The organism is Streptomyces sp. NPDC023838 (genome assembly GCF_040639555.1).
Classification (GTDB): Bacteria; Actinomycetota; Actinomycetes; order Streptomycetales; family Streptomycetaceae; genus Streptomyces.
Genome location: NZ_JBFAAD010000003.1, coordinates 349,178 through 368,922 on the forward strand (window position 1 = coordinate 349,178; position 19,745 = coordinate 368,922).

Consider the following 19,745-nt stretch of genomic DNA (forward strand, 5'->3'; position numbering starts at 1 on the left):
GCCCCCACCAGCCCGCAGGCGAGCGGGGCTGGGGCGGAGCCCCGAACAGCCAGGGGCGCGGGGAACTGCGCGATCAGCCCCCACCGGGCCGCAGGTGAGCGGGGATGGGGCGGAGCCCCGTGTGGGAGGGGGCCGCCTCCGGGCCGCGCGGGCGGCACCCGGGCGGGTGCGTCCCGGGGGCAGCGGCGACCCCCGCGTGGTCCGCTGGACGCGTGGAGATCGGTAGGCCACTCCTCCCCGACCCCGCGCGACGAGTCGCCGCGTGGTGTGTCGTCGTGCTGCTCGTCACCGGTGTCGCCGCCGTCGCCATCTGGCTCTGCGTGGTGTTCAAGACCGCCGTCACCCCCGTACTGCTCGCCCTGCTGGGCACGGCCCTGCTCGGGCCCGTCTTCCGGCAGCTGCTGAAGCTGCGGATGAAGCGGTCGCTCGCCGCGGGGCTCACCTGCGTCGCCCTCGTGGCGGTGGTCGGCGGCGCGGGATACGTCGTCGTCAGCGCCCTCATCGACACCGGGGACCAGATCATCGAGTCGCTGCGGCAGGCGGGCCGGTGGCTCGCCGACCACTTCGGGGTCGCCGGCGGCGACGGCGTCTCCAGCCTCGCCGACAACGCCAAGAAGCTGCTCGGGAGGTTCGGCGCCACCGCCGCGTCGGGGCTGCTCACCGGCCTCAGCATCATCGGCTCGCTGATCGCGACCGGGGTGCTCTCCCTCCTCCTGACCTTCTTCTTCCTCAAGGACTCCGACCGGGCCGTCCACCTCGCCCACTCCCTCGCCCCCCGCGGCAGCGGACCCACCGTCGAGGCCATGGCCCGGCGGGCCTTCGAGGCCGTGGAGGGATTCATGCGGGGGACCACGATCATCGCCCTCATCGATGCCCTCTGCATCACCGTCGGGCTGCTGATCCTCAGGGTGCCCGGCGCCGTGGGGCTCGGCGCCCTCGTCTTCATCGGGGCGTACATCCCCTACCTCGGCGCCTTCGTCTCCGGCGCCGTCGCCGTCCTCGTGGCGCTCGCCGACCGGGGGCTCGGCATCGCGCTCTGGACCCTCGGCGTCGTCCTCGCCGTACAGCAGCTGGAGGGGCACATCCTCCAGCCCGTCATCCAGAGCCGGACCGTGCAGATGCACCCCGCCATGGTCATGATCGCCATCACGGCGGGGGCCAGCGTCGCCGGGCTGCTCGGGATGCTGCTCGCCGTGCCGGTCGCCGCCGCCGCGTTCGGGGTGCTCGGCGAGCTGCGCAAGCGCTACTCCGAGGCGGAGCCCCCGTCCGGCCCCTCGTAGAGCTCGAACCAGATCGACTTGCCCTCGCCCCTGGGGTCGACCCCCCAGCGGTCCGCCAGCATCTCCATCAGCACCAGACCCCGCCCGCTGGACGCCATCTCGCCGGGGCGGCGCTTGTGCGGCAGGTCGTCGCTGGCGTCGGCCACCTCCACCCGCAGGCAGCGGGTGCCGGGCGCGCCGGTGGCCTCAGCGACCAGGAGCGCGTCGCCGTCCGTGTGGACCAGGACGTTGGTGACCATCTCGGAGACCATCAGCTCCGCCGCGTCCACCTGCTCGCCGTCCTCCCAGTCGTGCAGCAGCTCGCGCAGCTCGCGGCGGGCCCCCGCGATGCGGTGCGGCTCGGTCTGGGCGACGGTCAGGGCGGTCCGGCGGGCCGGCACGGCCCCGGCGCCCCCGCCCGGCCCGCAGCCGCACACATCGGTGTTGCGGCACAGCAGCAGCACCGCGATGTCGTCCTCGCGGCGGTCGGCCAGCGGCCCCACCGTGTGGTGCGAGGAGGGGCCGTGCACCGCCTGGACCAGCGCGTCCGCCAGCTTCTCCAGGCTGTCCCCGGTGTCCTCCTCCAGGACCGGGCGCAGCCGGGTCCAGCCCGAGCCCATGTCGTGGCCGCCGGTCTCGATCAGCCCGTCCGTGCAGATCATCATCGTCTCGCCCGGCTCCAGGACCAGCCGGGTGGTGGGGTAGTCCGAGTCCGCCTCGATGCCCAGGGGCAGCCCGCCCGAGGTCTGGCGGATCAGCGCGGTGCCTTCGGCCGTACGGATGACCGGGTCCGGGTGCCCGGCCCGGGCGATGTCGAGGGCGCCGGTCGCCGGGTCGACCTCGATGTAGAGGCAGGTGGCGAAGCGCGGGTGGTCGTCGTCCCCCCGGTAGGACTCCCCGTACGACTCGGTGATCCCGTACAGGAAGCGCGAGGCGCGCGAGAGGACCGCGTCGGGGCGGTGGCCCTCGGCCGCGTACGCCCGCAGGGCGATGCGGAGCTGTCCCATCAGCCCCGCCGCCCGTACGTCATGGCCCTGGACGTCCCCGATGACCAGCGCGAACCGTCCGGACGGCAGCGGGATCATGTCGTACCAGTCGCCGCCCACCTGGAGCCCGCCGCCGGTCGGCACATAGCGCGCGGCCACTGTCATCCCCGGGATCTCGGGGCCGAGGGTGGGCATCATCGAGCGCTGGAGGCCGAGCGAGAGCTCGCGTTCGGACTCGGCCTCGCCCGCCCTCGCCAGGGCCTGGGCGAGCATGCGGGCCACCGTCGTCAGGACCGAGCGCTCGTCGGGCGTGAACGCCACCGGGTGCTTGAAGGCCGCCATCCAGGTGCCGATGGTCTTCCCGGCCACGATCAGCGGCAGGAACGCCCAGGACCGGCGGCCGAAGCGCTGGGCGAGCGGCCAGGTGGCCGGGTAGCGGCGGCGGTACTCCTCGGGGCTGGGGAGGTAGATGGCCCGGCCGGTCCGTACGACGTCGGCGGCCGGGTAGTCCGTGTCCAGCTGCATGTCCGCGAAGGGGCCGTCGTCGCCGGGGTTGTGCCCGTGGTGGCCGATGATCGACAGGCGGTCGCCCGCCACCCCGAAGACGGCGAGACCGTCCGGCGAGAAGCCCGGCATCGACAGCGAGGCCGCCACCCGCAACACCTCGGCCGTGGAGTGGGCCTCGGCCAGCGCCCGCCCCGCGTCCAGCAGGAACGCCTCCCGGGAGCGGCGCCAGTCGCCGGTGATGGAGGGGTGCGCGGCGGTGGCGCCCGGCTGCGGCTCCGCGACCTCCTGGAGGGTGCCGACCAGGACGTAGTCCACTCCGTCGGCGGTCTCCTTGCGCAGCGGCTTGGAGCGGCTGCGTACCGTACGCAGCACCCGGCCGTTCTCGTCCATGATCCGCATCCGGGCCTCGGCGAGGGTGCCCTCCGCGACGGCCAAGGCGACGATCTGGTCGACCTCGTTCCAGTCGACCGGGTGGAAGCGGGAGCGCACGGCGGCCTCGGTGAGCACGGCCCGCTCGGGGGGCAGGCCCAGGAGGCGGGCGGCCTCGGCGTCGAGCGTGACCGTCCCGGACGCGTTGTCCCAGCGCCACAGCCCGGTGGCGATCGCAGCCAGGACGTCCTCGGTGCGCATGATCCCCACTCTAGGCAGCCCGATATATACCGGCGAGAGGTGTACGGCCCGGCCGGTAACCTGGAGGGACTGTTTCCCGCCTGTCACGCGAAGAACTGGATGAAGAAATGCATCGGTACAGGTCCCACACCTGCGGCGAGCTCCGCGCCTCCGACGTCGGCACCGACGTCCGGCTGAGCGGCTGGCTGCACAATCGCCGAGACCTGGGCGGCATCCTCTTCATCGATCTGCGCGACCACTACGGCATCACGCAGCTCGTCGCCCGCCCCGGCACGGCCGGCGCGGAGGTCCTGGACAAGCTCTCCAAGGAGACCGTCGTCCGGATCGACGGCAAGGTCGTCTCGCGCGGCGCGGAGAACGTGAACGCGGACCTGCCGACCGGCGAGATCGAGATCGAGGTCGGCGAGGTCGAGGTGCTCGGCGCGGCCGGCCCGCTGCCGTTCACGATCAACGCCGAGGACGGCGTCAACGAGGAGCGGCGCCTGGAGTACCGCTTCCTCGACCTGCGCCGCGAGCGCATGCACCGCAACATCATGCTGCGCTCGGCCGTCATCTCGGCGATGCGCCACAAGATGACCGCGCTCGGCTTCAACGAGATGGCGACCCCGATCCTCGCCGCGACCTCCCCCGAGGGCGCCCGCGACTTCGTCGTCCCGTCCCGGCTGAACCCCGGCAAGTTCTACGCGCTGCCGCAGGCCCCGCAGCAGTTCAAGCAGCTGCTGATGATCTCGGGCTTCGACCGCTACTTCCAGATCGCGCCCTGCTTCCGCGACGAGGACGCCCGCGCGGACCGCTCGCCGGGCGAGTTCTACCAGCTCGACATCGAGATGAGCTTCGTCGAGCAGGAGGACGTCTTCCAGCCCGTCGAGAAGCTGATGACCGAGCTCTTCGAGGAGTTCGGCGGCGGCCGCCACGTCACCTCGCCGTTCCCGCGCATCCCGTTCCGCGAGTCGATGCTGAAGTACGGCAACGACAAGCCGGACCTGCGCGCCAAGCTCGAACTCGTCGACATCACCGACGTGTTCGAGGGCTCGGAGTTCAAGGCGTTCGCGGGCAAGCACGTGCGCGCGCTGCCGGTGCCGGACGTCGCGGGCCAGTCCCGCAAGTTCTTCGACGGCCTGGGCGAGTACGCGGTGGAGCACGGCGCGAAGGGCCTGGCCTGGATCCGCGTCGGCGAGGACGGCACGTTCGCGGGCCCGATCGCCAAGTTCCTCACCGAGGAGAACGTGAAGGTCCTCACCGAGCGCCTCGGCCTGGCCGCCGGGCACGCCGTGTTCTTCGGCGCGGGCGAGTACGACGAGGTCTCCAAGATCATGGGCGCGGTCCGCGTCGAGGCCGCGAAGCGCGCCGGCCACTTCGAGGAGGGCGTCTTCCGGTTCTGCTGGATCGTCGACTTCCCGATGTACGAGAAGGACGAGGAGACCGGCAAGATCGACTTCTCGCACAACCCCTTCTCGATGCCGCAGGGCGGCCTGGAGGCGCTTCAGACCCAGGACCCGCTGGACGTCCTGGGATGGCAGTACGACATCGTCTGCAACGGCATCGAGCTGTCCTCCGGCGCGATCCGCAACCACGAGCCCGACATCATGTTCAAGGCGTTCGAGGTCGCGGGGTACGACCGGGAGACCGTGGAGCGCGAGTTCTCCGGCATGCTCAAGGCGTTCCGCCTCGGCGCCCCGCCGCACGGCGGCATCGCCCCGGGCGTGGACCGCATCGTGATGCTCCTCGCGGACGAGCCCAACATCCGCGAGACCATCGCGTTCCCGCTCAACGGCAACGCGCAGGACCTGATGATGGGCGCGCCCAGCGAGCTGGAGGAGTCGCGCCTGCGCGAGCTCAACATCCAGCTCCGCAAGCCGGTCGCGCCCAAGGGCGCGGAGAAGTAGGCACGGAGAAGTAGGCACGGGGAAGTAGGCGCGGAGAAGTAGTCCGCACCGCACCTCACGGCGAAGGGCTCGGATCCGCAGCGGATCCGGGCCCTTCGCCGCGTCCGGCACGACTGCTCGCGGTACGGGGCGACCCGCCCGCTGTCAGTCCTCGTCCCCGGACGGCAGGTCCGGGGACGGGGGGCCCGTGGGGCGGTTCACGCTCTGGCGGTTCGCCTCGCGGACCTTGCGGATGAGCTCCTCGCGGCGCCGGGCCTCTTCCTCGGCCCGCTGCTGCTCCGTACTCCTGCTCACGGCGCGCACCCCCTCATGCACGTACTCAGTCACGTGCAGCGTGCGCGCACAGAACGCGCCCCGCAACCGGCGACGACACGCGAAGGGCCCGGAACCTGGCCGGTTCCGGGCCCCGCACACGCCTACGTACCGCCTACGCCGGCTTCTCCTCCAGGCGCGGGAACAGCACCGCGCCCTTCGTCACCGTCGCCCCGGCCGGGAGCCGGCCCCAGCGGCCCGCGTCCTGGACGCGCTGGTCCGCCAGCGGCCCGAGGCCGGCGGCGTCGGCGCCGAGCGAGTCCCACAGCTTCTGCGAGGTGTCCGGCATGACCGGGTTGAGCAGGACCGCGACGGCGCGCAGCGCCTCGGCGGCGGTGTAGAGGATGGTCGCCAGGCGGGCCTTGCCCTCCTCGGACTCGTCCTTGGCCACCTTCCACGGCTCCTGCTCCGTGATGTAGCCGTTGACCTGCTTCACGAAGTCGAAGACCGCCAGGATGCCGCCCTGGAAGTCCAGCTCCTCGCCGACCTTGCGGTCCGCCTCGGTGACGGCCCTGGTCAGGCCGTCGGCGATGGCCTGCTCGGCCGGGCCGGACGCGGTCGCCGCCGGGAGCGTGCCGCCGAAGTACTTGCCGACCATGGCGGCCACGCGCGAGGCGAGGTTGCCGTAGTCGTTGGCGAGCTCCGAGGTGTACCGGGCGGTGAAGTCCTCCCAGGAGAACGAGCCGTCCTGGCCGAAGGCGATGGCGCGCAGGAAGTACCAGCGGTAGGCGTCGACGCCGAAGTGCGAGGTCAGGTCCTGCGGCTTGATGCCGGTCAGGTTGGACTTCGACATCTTCTCGCCGCCGACCATCAGCCAGCCGTTGGCCGCGACCTTGCCGGGCACGGGCAGGCCGTTCGCCATCAGCATCGCGGGCCAGATCACCGCGTGGAAGCGGAGGATGTCCTTACCGATCAGGTGGACATTGGCCGGGAACGTCTCGTCGAACTTCTCCGGGTTCGCCCCGTAACCGACCGCCGTGGCGTAGTTCAGGAGCGCGTCGATCCACACGTAGATGACGTGCTTGTCGTCCCACGGGACCGGCACGCCCCAGTCGAAGGTGGAACGGGAGATCGAGAGGTCCTCAAGGCCCTGCTTCACGAAGTTCACGACCTCGTTGCGGGCCGATTCGGGCTGGATGAAGCCGGGGTTGGCCTCGTAGAACTCGATCAGCCTCGGGCCGTACTCGGAGAGCTTGAAGAAGTAGTTCTCCTCCTTGAGGATCTCCACCGGCTTCTTGTGGACGGGGCACAGCTTGGTGCCGTCCTCCGCCTCGATGAGGTCGCCGGGGAGCTTGTACTCCTCGCAGCCCACGCAGTACGGGCCCTCGTAGCCGCCCTTGTAGATCTCGCCCTTGTCGTACAGGTCCTGGACGAACTCCTGCACACGGTCGGTGTGCCGCTTCTCCGTCGTACGGATGAAGTCGTCGTTCGCGATCTCCAGGTGCTCCCAGAGGGGCTTCCAGGCCTCCTCCACGAGCTTGTCGCACCACTCCTGCGGGGTCACCCCGTTCGCGTCGGCCGTGCGCATGATCTTCTGACCGTGCTCGTCCGTGCCGGTGAGGTACCACACCTTCTCGCCGCGCTGACGGTGCCAGCGCGTGAGCACGTCGCCTGCGACGGTCGTGTAGGCGTGGCCCAGGTGAGGAGCGTCGTTGACGTAGTAGATGGGGGTCGATACGTAAAAGGCCTTCACGCCTTCGCTCGCCCCCTGCTTCTCGGATCCAGTGGCCGCCATGGTCGAAATCCTAACGGCCGCGCGAAGATCCACTCACCCGCATAAACCGCGGGCGCCCGGTGGAACCGGTCACGGCCGGGCCCTTCCCACAGGGGCCCGGCCGTGACGGTGCTGCCGTGCCCTTGACTAGCGGCGGGCGAACCCGCCGATGAGTCCCGCCTGGAGCGCGGCGGCGGCCAGCGTGAGGGGCGCGGGTCCGGCGTGGAAGAACGCCGCGTTCTCGGCGTCCAGCTTCCGCAGGAAGTCGAATGCCTTGCTGTCGTCGTCGCCGAACGCCACGAACTGCCAGAACAGCGGCTTGTCCGCCGCGTCGGCGAGCGCCTGGCGGGCGGCCACCTTGGCGTCCGGCGCGCCGTCGGTCTGGAAGACGACCAGCGCCGGGCCGTCGTACTGGTTCTTCTCGTAGTGCTCGACGACCGCCTCGACCGCGCAGTGGTAGCTGGTGCGGCCCATGCGCCCGAGCGCGGCGTGCGTCTCGTCGACGACGCCTTCGTACGAGGTGAGGGAGAGGTCGGCGGTGCCGTCCAGCTCGGTCGAGAAGAACACGGTGTGGACGGCGGCGTCCTCGTCGAGGTGCGCGGCGAGCGCGAGCGTCTGCTCGGCGAGGTGCTGGGCGCTGCCGTCCTTGTAGTACGGACGCATCGACCCGGACCGGTCGAGCACGAGGTACACCTTGGCCCGCGCCCCCACGAGCCCGGCCTTGCGCAGCTGCGTCCCGGCGGCCTTGTAGGGGGCGACGAGGCCGGGGGCCCGGGACTTGACGCGGGCGAGGGCGACGGCGGGCGCCTTGGCGGCGGACGCCTCGGCGGCGGGCTGCGAGGCCGGGGCGGGGTCGGGTTCGGCGACGACCGGCTCGTCCTGAGCCTCGACGGCCTGCGGCTCGGGCTCGGCCGGTACGGGCTCGGGCTCGGGCTGTACGGGCTCCGGCTCGGCTACGACGGCTACGGGTTCCGGGTCCGGCTCGGCCACGGCGGCTGCGGGCTCGGCCTCCGCCACCGGCTCGGGCTCGACGGCCTCCGCCACGGGCTCGGGCTCGACGGCCTTCGCCACGGGCTCGACGGCCTCCGCCACGGGCTCGACGGCTGCGGGCTCCGGCTCGGGCTCGGCCACGACGGCTACGGGCTCCGGCTCGGCCTCCACCACCGGCTCGGGCTCGACCGCCTCCTCCACCGAGGCCTCTACCGGCTTCTCCACCGAGGCCTCTACCGGTTCCTCCGCCGAGGCCTCCACCGGCTCCTCCACCGGCTCCTTCTCCGTCAGCGGCGACTCCCCCCGCGGCTGCGGGACATCGGAGCCGCCCGAAGCCGGGGCGGCGGCCGGGGCCGGGGTCTCGGCCGGGGAGGCGTCCTCCGCCGGCCGTGCCGGGGACGGCACCGCCGGGCGGGACGGGTTCGCGTCGAACGCCGCCGCGACCAGCTCCTCCGCGGGGGAGAGGTCACGCCGTGCCGGGGCCGGCACGGTCGGGGTCGCGGACGCGGACGCGGCCGGTGCGGACTCCTCGGCGGGGGCCGGTACACCGGCCGCGGCGGCGGGGGTCGATTCCTCCGCCGGAGCCGGAGCCGCCGTCAGGTCGGCGCGCTCCGCGTCGCGATCGCGTCCGAACACTTTGCGCAGCAAGCTCCGAATGCCCATGGGCGAGGCCTTTCGCATGAGTTGGGTGCGATGTGCGTTGCATGGTGGTGCGTATCCATACATATCCACGCCGCGTGAGCGGGACCACGAGCGTGGACACGTAAGGTTAGCGATCCGATCCGGTCAACCTTGGCAGGGGGCGGACGACGCCCTACCGGTTACGCCCCCGACGGCATCCGGCGCAACTCGTCCCCGGGCGGCCCTACTGCATGCAGGGGGCGGTACGGGGGCTGTTCAGCGGCCCGGCCAGCCACGCGCGATAGGGCGCGGACATCCGGGCCGCCTCCCAGTACGCCGCGTCGAGCGCCGAGTGGACCGTCCCGTACAGCGCCTCCTCGTACGCCCCCGTCCGCGCGGCGAGCAGCAGCCGTACGGCCAGCGGGTCGCCGCGCAGCGGGCGGATCGCCATGTCCGGGCGCGGGCGGGAGGTCGGCTGGCAGGGGGTGACGACCTCGCCGCTGGCGACCAGGGAGGCGGCGGTGAGGTAATCGCCGTGCAGCACACGGGGGTTGAGCCCGGCGGCGGCGAAGACGCGCCGCAGCCCGTCCCACTCGCCGTCCACGCTGGGGTCGACCATCCACCGGTCCGCCGCCAGCTCGGCGAGGTCCACCACCTCGTGGGCGGCGGCCGGGTGGTCGGCGGCGAGCGAGATGAACTGGGGCTCGCGCTCGACGAGCACGCGGACGTCGAGGCCGTCCGGCACCCGCAGCGGGCAGCCCTCCACCTGGTGGACGAAGGCCACGTCAAGCTCGCCCGCCGCGACCAGGCCGAGCAGGGCGGTGGCGGAGACGGCGACGTGGAGCTGGGTCTCGGTGCCGGGCAGGCGTTCGCGCAGTCGGCGCAGCCAGCCGGGGATGGCGCGGCTGGCGGTCGAGCCGATGCGCAGCCGGGGCCGTCCGTCCACCCCGTCGACGGCCGCCCGTACCTCGGTGACCAGCGCGTCCATCCCGGCGAGCAGGGGGCGGGCGCGGCTGAGGACGGTCAGGCCGAGGGGGGTCGGCCGACAGCCGGTGCGCTCCCGGGAGAAGAGCAGGCCGCCCAGGGAGTGTTCGATGCGCTGGAGCTGGGTGGTCAGGGCCGGCTGGCTGGTGCCGAGCTGCCGCGCGGCCCTGTGCAGACTGCCGGTGTCGGCGATCGCGCAGAGGGCGCGGAGGTGCCTCACGTCGAGCTCCATGCGCCCGAGGGTAAAGGGATTGTCATGTCCGGGCTAGACGGCCGAATCACCGCCGATAACGCGGGGTTATCGGGGGCTGGACGGACGGCCGAATCGCCGCTGATAACACCGGGTTATCGGCAGTTGTCATCATCCCCACGCGCATCCGGCTCCCCGACACTCGCCCTGGTCCCCGGCAACCCACCGGGACCACCCCCACGAAGTGAACGACCAGGAGCCCCCCATGAGACACCAGAGGACTGTCGTCCTGTCCACCGCACTGGGTCTGGCGCTCGCCGGACTCGGCGCGATCCCCGCCACGGCCGCCGCCCCGTCGCCCTCCTCCGCCTCGTCTTCTTCCGCCGCTGCTGCTTCGTACGCGCCGCACGGCTCGTCGTACGCCGGTTCCGCCAAGGAGGCGGCCAACAACAAGGCGTTCTACGACGCCGTGATGAAGTTGGTGGCCAAGAAGCGGGCCGCCAACCCGCTGGCGGCCTCCGTCACCGTCTACTACAGCACCCGCAACGCGCCGAGCTTCCGCTCCCAGATATCGCAGTCCACGCAGATCTGGAACTCCTCGGTGCAGAACGTACGCCTCGCCGAATCCTCCTCCGGCGCGGACTTCTCGTACTACGAGGGCAACGACCCGAACGGCTCGTACGCGTCCACGGACGGCCACGGCGGCGGCTACATCTTCCTCGACTACCAGCAGAACCAGCAGTACTACTCGGTCCGCGTGGTCGCCCACGAGACCGGACACGTCCTCGGTCTGCCGGACCACTACTCGGGCCCGTGCAGCGAGCTGATGTCCGGCGGCGGCCCCGGCACGTCGTGCAGGAACGCGTACCCGAACAGCACGGAGCGGTCGCGGGTGAACAGCCTGTGGCGCAACGGCCTGACGTCGGCGTTCAAGCCGGCGGCGTGAGGGTCGCGAGGGTACGGGTCGGGGCCAGCCCCGGCCTGCGCCACTGACGCGGCGTGCGGCCGGTGGGGCACCTGGGTGTCGTACCCCTCTGGCAGCATGAACGCATGCCGAGTGTCTCTCCCCGCCGTCCGTGCCCGTCGTGCGGCCGTGCCGTGGCCGTGGTGGCGGGCAAGTACGTGCGCCACGATCCGCGTACGCGCACGGGGGGCGGCGGGGAGCTGACGCTCTGCCCGGGGTCGAAGCGGCGGGCACCGGCGTCTCAGGCGCAGCGCACGCTGGACGGCTTCGAGCCGGCCCCGTTCCCGGGCCAGCTGCCGCTGTTCTGACGGCCTTCACCTGCGTACGCCCAGCCCCCTGCTTGTGTGCGGGCGGTGGTGGGCCGGCCGCGCAGTTCCCCGCGCCCCTGGGGGGTTGGGGGCGCGGGGAACTGCGCGAGCAACCCACGATCAGCCGCGGCCGAAGAACGACGCACTCCGCGAAGCGGGCCGGCGCACGGGCGGGTGGGCACCCACGAGAGGCCCGGGCCCACGCAACCCCGCCGCACGGGCGGGCGGGCAAGGCCCAGGCAACCCCGCCGAAACGGCGGGCGGGTGGGCCGGGCCCGGGCAGCCCCGCCGGCCCGGCCCCGCGGGCCGGTCTACTCCCGTGTGTAGAACGTGTAGAACGCCGCCGCCATCATCCCGGCCCCCAGCAGCGCCCCCATCATCGACGCCCCGAACACGCTCTCGCCCGACTGCGCGTACAGGAATCCCGTCCCCGCCCCGAACAACGTGCCGAACGCCGCCGCCCGCAGCTCCCGTGGCAGGCGGCCCTGGATCATCAGCAACCCCAGCCCGAGCGCAGCGATCACCGCACCGGACACCAGGCCGAGCGCGATGTTGCCGCCGGTCACCTCGGCGCCCCTGCGATTGATGGACGCGGCCCAGAAGCCGTAGAAGATCCCGATGACCACCGGCAGGGCGATCAGCGCCGGCGGCAGGCCGAGCCGGGCGGACAGGGCGGACAACGGGCCCGGCCGGGACGACGGCGCCGGCCCCGCCGGCATCGCTGCGTGTGCGGACATGGCGGAACTCCTTCCACTCCACTTCCCCCATACAGCCCACACCCGCGCGCCCCACCCGGCAACCCGGGGTTGGCTGGACCCGTGCGCTCCTCCGTCACCGCCGTCGGCCTCGGCATCGCCGCAGGCGGGCTCGGGCTGCGCGCCCTGGTCGCCCTCGGCCGCGTCCTCACCCTCGCCGACCTCCCCGCCCACGCGGACCCCGGCGTCGCCGCAGGCGTCTACGACACCCTCACCGCGATCCTGCGCACCACCGCCTGGACCGCCGTCGCCGCAGGCCTCGCCCTGGCCCTCACGGCCTGGCTGAGCGGCCGCGTACGCCGGTCTCCCCCGACCAACGAAGCCCCGGCCCCAGCCCCGGATCCGCCCTGACCGCCCGCCCCCCGCCTCACCGGCCGCGTCCCGCCAGCCCCGCCAGCCCCCGCAGCGCCGCCCCCAGCGCCGCCCGCCCCGGCGACGCCAGCCCCACCCTCACCGCGTCCGGCGCCGAAGCCGTGCCCACCGCGAACGCCGCGCCCGGCGTCACCGCGATCCCCAGCTCCCCCGCGGCCGCCGCCACGAACGTCTCCGCCCGCCACGGCTGGGGCAGCTCCCACCAGCAGTAGTACGAGGAGGCGTCCGTGCGGATCGCGTAGGACCCCAGATGCTCCGCCACCAGCGCCTGCCGCGCCGCCGCCTCCGCCCGCTTCGCCGCCGTCACCGCCTCGACCGTCCCGTCCTCCACCCACCGCACGGCCGCCTCCAGGTTGAACCGGCCCGCCGTCCACGCCCCGGACCGCAGCGCCCGCGCGGCCTCATCCCCGTACGCCTCGGGCACGCTCAGGAAGCCCACCGTCAGGCCCGGTGCCAGCCGCTTCGACAGGCTGTCCACGAGGACGGTCCGCTCCGGCGCGTACGCCGCCAGCGGCGCGGGCGTCCCGGGGCGGTCCGCCGCCAGGAACGCCCAGGTCGTGTCCTCGACCGCAGGCAGGTCCAACTCCCGCAGGAGAAGCGCCAGTTCAGCCCGCCGCTCGGCGGGTATCGTCAGCGACAGCGGGTTGTGCAGCGTCGGCTGGACGTACACCGCGCTCAGCGGCGTACGCCGGTGCGCCGCCTCCAGCGCCGACGGCAGCATCCCCGAACCGTCCGTCGCGATCGGCACCAGGGCGATCCCCAACCGCTCCGCCACCGCCTTGACCAGCGGATACGTCAGTTCCTCGACCCCCACCCGGCCCCCCGGCCGTACCAGCGCCGACAGCGCCGCCGCGATCGCCTGGCGGCCGTTGCCCGCGAACAGCAGGCGGTCCGGCTCCGGGTGCCAGCCGGGGCGGGCCAGCACCCGGGCCGCCGCCGCGCGCGCCTCGGGCGTGCCGTCCGCCGCCGCCGGGCGGGTGGCCTCAAGGAGTACGTCCGGGCGGGCCAGGCCCGCCAGCCCGCGCGCCATCAGCTCCGACTGGCCCTCCGCCACGGGGTAGTTGAGCTCCAGGTTCACCGGCGTGCGGCCGCTGTCCTCCGCGAGCACCGACCCGGGGTGCGGAGGCGCCGCCCGGACGAACGTGCCGCGCCCGACCTCCCCCACCACCAGGCCCCGGCGCACCAGCTCCCCGTACGCCCGTATCGCCGTGGAGACCGCCACCCGGTGGCGGCGCGCGAACGTGCGCTGGGGCGGCAGCCGGTCACCCGGGCGCAGCCTCCCGTCGGCTATCGCCTTCGCCACCCCGTCCGCCAGCCGCAGGTAGTCCACCCCGCCCACCCCCTCCTCAATTGCACCGAGAGCAAAGATCTTATTGCACCGAGCAGTTGGGCCCGCCTAGCCTCCTGGCATGGCTCCTGACACGGCACCTGACCCGGCTTCCTACGTGGCTCCTGACATGGCTTCTGAGATCACCCATGCCTACACCGACCAAGGCACGGGCGACGCCCTGCTCCTGGTCCACGGCCACCCCTTCGACCGCACGATGTGGGACCCCCAGATCGAGGAGTTCGCGCGTACGCACCGCGTCGTCGCCCCCGATCTGCGCGGCTACGGCAGCGCGCCCGTCACCCCCGGCACCACCCTCCTGTCCGACTTCGCCGAGGACGTCCGCGCGCTCGCCGACCGGCTCGGCATCGCGCGCTTCACCCTCGGCGGGCTCTCCATGGGCGGCCAGATCGTCATGGAGTGCTACCGGCTCTTCCCGGAGCGCATCAGCGGCCTCGTCCTCGCGGACACCTTCCCCGCCGCCGAGACCCCGGCCGGGCGCACCGCCCGCCGCGAGATGGCCGACCGGCTCGTCCGCGAGGGCATGAAGCCGTACGCGGACGAGGTGCTGGAGAAGATGGTGGCGCCGTACGCGGACGCGGACGTGAAGGCGCACGTCCATCGGATGATGGTCGCCACCGACCCCGAAGGCGCCGCCGCCGCGCTGCGCGGGCGGGCCGAGCGGCCCGACTACCGGGAGCTGCTCACCACCGTCACCGTCCCCACCCTGATCGTGGTCGGGCGCGACGACACCTACACCCCGGTCGAGGACGCCGAGGCGATGCACGCGGCGGTCCCCGGATCCACCCTCGTGATCGTGGAGTCGGCGGCCCATCTGCCCAACCTGGAGCGGCCCGCCGAGTTCAACGCGGCCCTGCGCGCCCATCTGACGGCCTGACGGGCCGACGGCGCACACCGGCGGATACTTGAGGGCGGAACGGCCTGTCGAATCGCCGACCGGGAGGGTCCCTTGGAGGCCAACGCCGACGCCAACGCAGACGCCAATCCCGGCGCCAATCCCGGCGCCCATGCCGACCCCCTTGGCGCCGCGTGGCCGCCCCGGCCCGCCACGGACGCCGCCGCGGCTCCACCCCCGCGGCGCCCGCACCCCTGGCGCCGGGCCAGTGCCGTCCTGGGCGGGCTGGTCCTCGCCGGGGTCAGCGCGGTCGTCGCCTGCCGGGCCGCCGACACCGACGGGATCACGCCCGTGCCGCAGCTGCTCGCCTTCCTGCCGTGGCTGCTGGTGCCGGGCGGCGCCGGGCTCGTCCTGGCCGCGTTCGGGCGGTGGCGGACCGGGATGGTGTGGGCGCTCGCCGTGCTGGCGGTCAGTGGCTGGTACACCCAGCCGTACGGCGCCGAGATCACCCGGCCGATCGGCCGCCCCCTCGGCGAACTGCGCGTCCTGACCTCCAACACCGAATTCGGCCGGTCGACGGACGACTTGATCGCGGCGGTGCGGCGCGAGAAGCCGGACCTCGTCTTCGTCGAGGAGTGCGCCTTCGTCTGCGCGGACGCGCTGGAGCAGCGGGTGGCGAAGGCGGACTACCCCTACCGGAACGTCGTACGCGAGGACGGCTCGGCCGGGTCCGCGATCCTCAGCAAGTACCCGCTCATGCGCGCCCCCACGATCCCGTCCGGGATGGCCATGCCGGGCGCGGTGGCGCGGGTGGCGGGGCGGAACGTGCGGCTCCAGCTCGCGCATCCGGAGCCGCCGCTGCCGGGCCGGGAGGGCACGTGGCGCCGGGAGCTGGGGCGCGTACGGGACGTCGCCGCGTCGGCCAGGGGCGAGGCCGTCATCGTCGCCGGGGACTTCAACGCCACCCAGGACCACGCCGCGTTCCGGTCGGTCCTGAAGGCGGGCGCGCTGCACGACAGCGCCCGGCTCGCGGGCAGGTCCCGCGCGTACTCCTGGCCCGCCGACCGCACCACACCCTTCCGGACCCAGATCGACCATGTGCTGGTCAGCGGCGACGACTTCGCGGTCAGGGCGGCGCGGTTCCTGTCCCTGCGCGGGACCGACCACCGGGCGCTCCTCGTCGACCTCGAACTGTTCGAGGGCCAGCGCCCGTCCGGGGGCGGCTAGGACGGTGCTCCCCGGGGTGCGGGCGGCGCGCTCCTGGGTGAGGATCGGACCGTCCGGAAGCCGGGTTGGCAGGGGGCCGAGCAGGAGGGGTACGCGTATGCGCGCTGTCGCGGTCCAGGCCTTCAGGGCCCCGCCGGAGGTCGTCCATGTCCCCAAGCCGGAGCCCGGCCCCGGCGAGGTCCTGGTGAAGGTCGAGTACGCGGCCCTCAACCCGTTCGACTGGCAGGTCGCCGCCGGCCTCCTCGACGGCCGGGCCCCGCACGTCTTCCCACTGGTCCTGGGCGTCGACTTCGCCGGCCGGGTGGACGTGGTCGGACCGGGCGCGAACCGGTTCGTGGTGGGCGACGCGGTGTACGGGCAGGCGGCGCGGCCGCCGGTGGGGACGGGGACGTACGCGGAGTACGTGACGATGCCGCACGACTCGACGATCGCCGGGGTGCCGGACGGGCTCGCGCTGCGGGCGGCCGCGGCCCTGCCCACGGCCGGGATGACCGCGCTCCAGATCCTGCGCACCGGTATGGCGCTCGAACCGGGCGACTCCCTGCTGGTGGTGGGCGCGGCGGGCGGCGTCGGCAGCGCGCTGACCCAGCTGGCGGCGGCGCGGGACGTGCGGGTCGTGGCGGTGGTGCGGGGCGACGAGCGGGAGCGGATGCGGGCGCTGGGCGCGGCGCTGGCGATCGACTCCACCGAGCAGTCGGTACGCGAGGCGTGCGCGCGGGCCGTGCCGGGCGGGGTGGACGCGGTGGTCGACCTGGCGTCGGCGGACGCGGAGGCCTTCGACGCGTACGCGCGGCTGATGCGTCCGGGTGGCACCGCGCTGAGCACCCGGGGCGCGGCCCCGCCCGGGAGGGGCGTGAACTTCCGGCTCACGGCGTCGGGGGCGCTGCTCGACGCGCTGGCCGCGGTGGCACTGGCGGGGGAGGTGCACGTGCCCGTGGAGGCGGAGTACCCGTTGGAGAAGGTGCCGGAGGCGCTGGAGCGGAACCGGGCGGGCGGGGCGCGCGGGAAGACGCTGTTCGTGCCGTAGGCACGGGAGCTGGAGCTGGAGCTGGAGCTGGAGCCGGAGCCATAGCCGTCGGCGTGGCCGTAGCCGGCGGCATGGCCGGAGAAATGTTTGTCCACACCCTGTGGATAAACATTCGACTTACGGAATGGTCGGGGCGGGCCCGGGCACGAAGATCCATTGTGCCGAGGGCGGCCCGTGGCCCAGTCCGAAGCTCCGCCCGCAGCCCGGCCGCAGCCCCACCCGCAGACCCGCCCAAAAGCCCCGATTCATCGTGATCGCATACTGATGCCATGAGTGCACAGCTCGACGCGGACAAGGGCCCGGGCGGCCGGGGACGGGTGCGGCTGGCGCCGCCGCAGTGGCTGGTCAGCGGGTTGCGCCCGCAGAGCATGCCGATCGTGTGGCCCGCCGTCGCCCGGGCCGGGGTCGCGCTCGCGGCCCCGCTCGCGGTGGGCTTCGCCACCGATCAGCCGATGTACGGCGCGCTGGTGTCGATGGGCGCGCTGTCGGGCGTCATCAGCGACACCGCCGACGCGTACCGGATGCGGGTCTTCAACATCGCCGTACCGCAGCTCTTCGGCGCGATCGGCGTCACGCTCGGCACCCTGGTGTACGGGGACGGCTGGCTCGCGGTCGCCGCGCTCACGCTGGTCGCGCTCGCCTCCGGAATGATCTCGTCCATCGGCGCGGTGGCGTCCGTGTCCGGGCTGCTGCTCCTGCTGAACGCGGTGGTCGGGGCCGGGCTGCCGATGCCGTCGCCGTGGTGGAAGGCGCCGCTGCTGCTCGCCCTCGGCGGCCTCTTCGTCCTGGTGCTCACCCTGCTCGGCTGGCCGCTGCGCAACCGGGTGCCGGAGCGGGCCGCCGTCGCCGCCACCTACCGGTCGGTGGCCGACCTGCTGGAGGCGGCGGGCACACCGGCGTACGACGCCAAGCGGCAGGCGGTCACACAGGCGCTCAACACGGCGTACGACCTGGTGCTCGCGCGCCGCACCCGCGACCACGGACGGCGCAGCCCGCTGGTACGGCTGCTGGCACAGCTGAACGTGGTGATCCCGCTGGTGGAGGCGGCCCCGGCGGCGAACGTGAGGGGCTGCCCGCTGCCCGGGGAAATCCCTTCAGCCGTACGGGAGTTGGCGGCGGCGGTGGAGCAGGGGCGGACGGGACCGGTGCCGGACCTGGCGCTCCCGGAGCCCGCCAAGCCGTCGGAGCGGGCGGTGGACGCGGCGCTGCGGCACGCGGCGGTGGTGGTGCACAAGCCGGACCCCGACCCGTACAACGTCGACGACCGCCTCGGGCGCCCGGCGGCGCTGCGGATCCGGCTGCGGCGGGGCGCGCGCGACGTGCTGTTCTCGCAGGCGTCCTGGCGGTACGGGCTGCGGCTCGCGCTCTGCATCGGGCTCGCCCAGGCGCTGGTGTCGCTGGTGGCGGTGCCTCGCTCGTACTGGGTGGCGCTGACCGTCACGTTCGTGCTGAAGCCGGACTTCGGTTCGGTGTTCTCGCGGGCGGTGCTGCGGGCGCTGGGCACGGCGGTGGGGCTGGTCACGGCGGCGGCGGTGCTGGCGGAGGTACCGCGCGGGTGGTGGGACGTGCCGGTGATGGTGGTGCTGGCGGCCCTGATCCCGGCGTTCTCGGCGAAGGGCTACGCCTTCCAGACGGCGGCGATCACCCCGGTGATCCTGCTCCTGTCGGACGTCCTGAACCACCAGGGCTTCGCCCTGGTCCTGCCACGCCTGTGGGACAGCCTGATCGGCTGCGGCATCTCCCTGGTGGCGGGCTACCTCCTCTGGCCGGAGAGCTGGCACACACGGATCGGGGACCGGTTGGCGGATGCGGTGGAGGATGCGGCGGGGTATTTGGAGTGCGCGTTTTCGGGTGGGGGCGGGGGTGGGGGTGTCGCCGGGGGCGGTGTTGTCGCCGGGGGCGCGCGTGATGCGGGTGGTGTTGGTGCCGGGGGCGGAGACGGTGCCGGGGGCGGGCGGGACGCCGGGGGCGGGGATCACGCGGAGCGGGTGCGGCGGCGGCGCCGGATCTACCGGGACCTGTCGGTGGTCCGCTCCGAGTTCCAGCGGGCGCTGACCGAGCCGCCGCCGACGGGGGCGCGGGCGGCGGCGTGGTGGCCGCTGGTGGTGGCGGTGGAGCGGATCGTGGACGCGACGACGGCTGCGCGGGTGCGGGTGAACCACGGGGCGGCCGCGCCTCTTCCTGCGGAGGTGGCGGAGGTGGCGCGGGAGCTGCGCGCGCTGGCGGAGGGGGTGCGGGCGTCGTCCACGCTGGTGGAGGTACGGGCGTCGCTGACCGGGCCCGAGGAGGGCGTCCTGGCCCCGCTCCGCCAGGAGGTCCGCGCGGCGCGGGCGATCGCGTCCCCGGGAACCTAGCCCACCCGCCCGCCCGTTCAGCGGGGTTGGATCGCCCGGGCCTCTCGTGGGTGGCTGCCCAACGTCGGCGCCCGTCTGCCCGTGCGGCGGCCCGCTTCGCGGAGGGCGTCTTGCCCACCCGCCCGCCCGTTCGGCGGGGTTGCGTAGGCCCGGGCCTCTCGTGGGTGCCCGCCCACCGTCGGCGCCCGTCCGCCCGTGCGGTGGCCCGCTTCGCGGAGGGCGTCGTTCTTCGGCTGCGGCTGGTCGTGGGTTGCTCGCGCAGTTCCCCGCGCCCCTAACCCCCAGGGGCGCGGGGAACTGCGCGCCCAGCCCACCACCGCCCGCAGGCAAACGGGGACCATGGGGAACTGCGTGAACGGTCCCACCTGCCGTAGCCCAACAGGGGCGCGGGGAACTGCGCGCCCAGCCCACCACCGCCCGCAGGCAAACGGGGACCATGGGGAACTGCGTGAACGGTCCCACCTGCCGTAGCCCAC

16 protein-coding genes are annotated in these 19,745 nt (G+C 73.6%); 9 read left to right on the top strand and 7 right to left on the bottom strand.

All coding sequences use genetic code 11. The annotated features are described in order from the left end of the window. Positions 1 to 212: 212 nt before the first annotated feature. Positions 213 to 1,280: an AI-2E family transporter gene (locus AB0G17_RS05880; RefSeq protein WP_361376057.1), complete on the top strand. Its 1,068-nt coding sequence runs from the start codon at positions 213 to 215 to the stop codon at positions 1,278 to 1,280. Here the strand turns inward: AB0G17_RS05880 and AB0G17_RS05885 are convergent. Next, on the bottom strand, positions 1,244 to 3,382 hold the full coding sequence (locus AB0G17_RS05885; RefSeq protein ID WP_361376060.1) for a SpoIIE family protein phosphatase: 2,139 nt from the start codon (positions 3,380 to 3,382) through the stop codon (positions 1,244 to 1,246). The two genes, AB0G17_RS05880 and AB0G17_RS05885, sit on opposite strands and share 37 nt — an antisense overlap. 107 nt (positions 3,383 to 3,489) lie before the next feature. On the opposite strand from AB0G17_RS05885, the gene aspS reads away from it, so the two are divergent. Continuing rightward, a complete protein-coding gene (gene aspS, locus AB0G17_RS05890) occupies positions 3,490 to 5,268 on the top strand; it encodes an aspartate--tRNA ligase (RefSeq protein WP_361376063.1) in 1,779 nt (592 codons plus the stop codon). Between the two features lie 144 nt (positions 5,269 to 5,412). Here aspS and AB0G17_RS05895 read toward each other — a convergent pair whose 3' ends face one another. From AB0G17_RS05895 to AB0G17_RS05910, 4 genes are all read right to left on the bottom strand, one after another. After that, complete coding sequence (locus AB0G17_RS05895) at positions 5,413 to 5,562, bottom strand: hypothetical protein (protein WP_361376066.1); 150 nt, start codon at positions 5,560 to 5,562, stop codon at positions 5,413 to 5,415. Between the two features lie 133 nt (positions 5,563 to 5,695). Then, positions 5,696 to 7,315, bottom strand: a complete 1,620-nt coding sequence (metG, locus tag AB0G17_RS05900; protein WP_361376069.1) for a methionine--tRNA ligase — start codon at positions 7,313 to 7,315, stop codon at positions 5,696 to 5,698. 126 nt (positions 7,316 to 7,441) lie between these two features. Next, on the bottom strand, positions 7,442 to 8,920 hold the full coding sequence (locus tag AB0G17_RS05905; protein ID WP_361376072.1) for a VWA domain-containing protein: 1,479 nt from the start codon (positions 8,918 to 8,920) through the stop codon (positions 7,442 to 7,444). Between the two features lie 229 nt (positions 8,921 to 9,149). Further along, positions 9,150 to 10,121: a LysR family transcriptional regulator gene (locus tag AB0G17_RS05910; protein WP_361376075.1), complete on the bottom strand. Its 972-nt coding sequence runs from the start codon at positions 10,119 to 10,121 to the stop codon at positions 9,150 to 9,152. A 223-nt stretch (positions 10,122 to 10,344) separates the two neighbouring features. Here AB0G17_RS05910 and snpA point away from each other — a divergent pair, with 223 nt between their 5' ends. Continuing rightward, the gene (gene snpA, locus AB0G17_RS05915) at positions 10,345 to 11,025 is read left to right on the top strand and encodes a snapalysin (protein ID WP_361376078.1); all 681 of its coding nucleotides are present in this window, start codon (positions 10,345 to 10,347) and stop codon (positions 11,023 to 11,025) included. A gap of 104 nt (positions 11,026 to 11,129) precedes the next feature. Continuing rightward, positions 11,130 to 11,351 (top strand): hypothetical protein, encoded by a 222-nt coding sequence (locus tag AB0G17_RS05920; protein WP_361376081.1) that lies wholly within the window; start codon positions 11,130 to 11,132, stop codon positions 11,349 to 11,351. Between the two features lie 311 nt (positions 11,352 to 11,662). On the opposite strand, the gene AB0G17_RS05925 is transcribed toward AB0G17_RS05920, so the two are convergent. Then, positions 11,663 to 12,088: a hypothetical protein gene (locus AB0G17_RS05925; RefSeq protein WP_361376084.1), complete on the bottom strand. Its 426-nt coding sequence runs from the start codon at positions 12,086 to 12,088 to the stop codon at positions 11,663 to 11,665. A gap of 81 nt (positions 12,089 to 12,169) precedes the next feature. Here AB0G17_RS05925 and AB0G17_RS05930 point away from each other — a divergent pair, with 81 nt between their 5' ends. After that, positions 12,170 to 12,457, top strand: a complete 288-nt coding sequence (locus tag AB0G17_RS05930) for a hypothetical protein (protein ID WP_361376087.1) — start codon at positions 12,170 to 12,172, stop codon at positions 12,455 to 12,457. 16 nt (positions 12,458 to 12,473) lie between these two features. Here the strand turns inward: AB0G17_RS05930 and AB0G17_RS05935 are convergent, their stop codons facing one another. After that, entirely contained in the window at positions 12,474 to 13,808 is a 1,335-nt protein-coding gene (locus AB0G17_RS05935; RefSeq protein ID WP_361376090.1) for a PLP-dependent aminotransferase family protein, read from the bottom strand. Positions 13,809 to 13,935: 127 nt separating this feature from the next. Between AB0G17_RS05935 and AB0G17_RS05940 the strand changes: the two genes are divergently transcribed. The 4 genes from AB0G17_RS05940 (at position 13,936) to AB0G17_RS05955 (ending at position 19,269) form a co-directional block, all read left to right on the top strand. Continuing rightward, on the top strand, positions 13,936 to 14,703 hold the full coding sequence (locus AB0G17_RS05940; protein WP_361376312.1) for an alpha/beta fold hydrolase: 768 nt from the start codon (positions 13,936 to 13,938) through the stop codon (positions 14,701 to 14,703). A 72-nt stretch (positions 14,704 to 14,775) separates the two neighbouring features. After that, positions 14,776 to 15,888: an endonuclease/exonuclease/phosphatase family protein gene (locus AB0G17_RS05945; protein ID WP_361376093.1), complete on the top strand. Its 1,113-nt coding sequence runs from the start codon at positions 14,776 to 14,778 to the stop codon at positions 15,886 to 15,888. A gap of 97 nt (positions 15,889 to 15,985) precedes the next feature. Further along, a complete protein-coding gene (locus AB0G17_RS05950) occupies positions 15,986 to 16,915 on the top strand; it encodes an NADP-dependent oxidoreductase (protein ID WP_361376096.1) in 930 nt (309 codons plus the stop codon). A 269-nt stretch (positions 16,916 to 17,184) separates the two neighbouring features. Then, positions 17,185 to 19,269 (top strand): FUSC family protein, encoded by a 2,085-nt coding sequence (locus tag AB0G17_RS05955; protein ID WP_361376099.1) that lies wholly within the window; start codon positions 17,185 to 17,187, stop codon positions 19,267 to 19,269. The last annotated feature ends 476 nt before the right edge of the window (positions 19,270 to 19,745 follow it).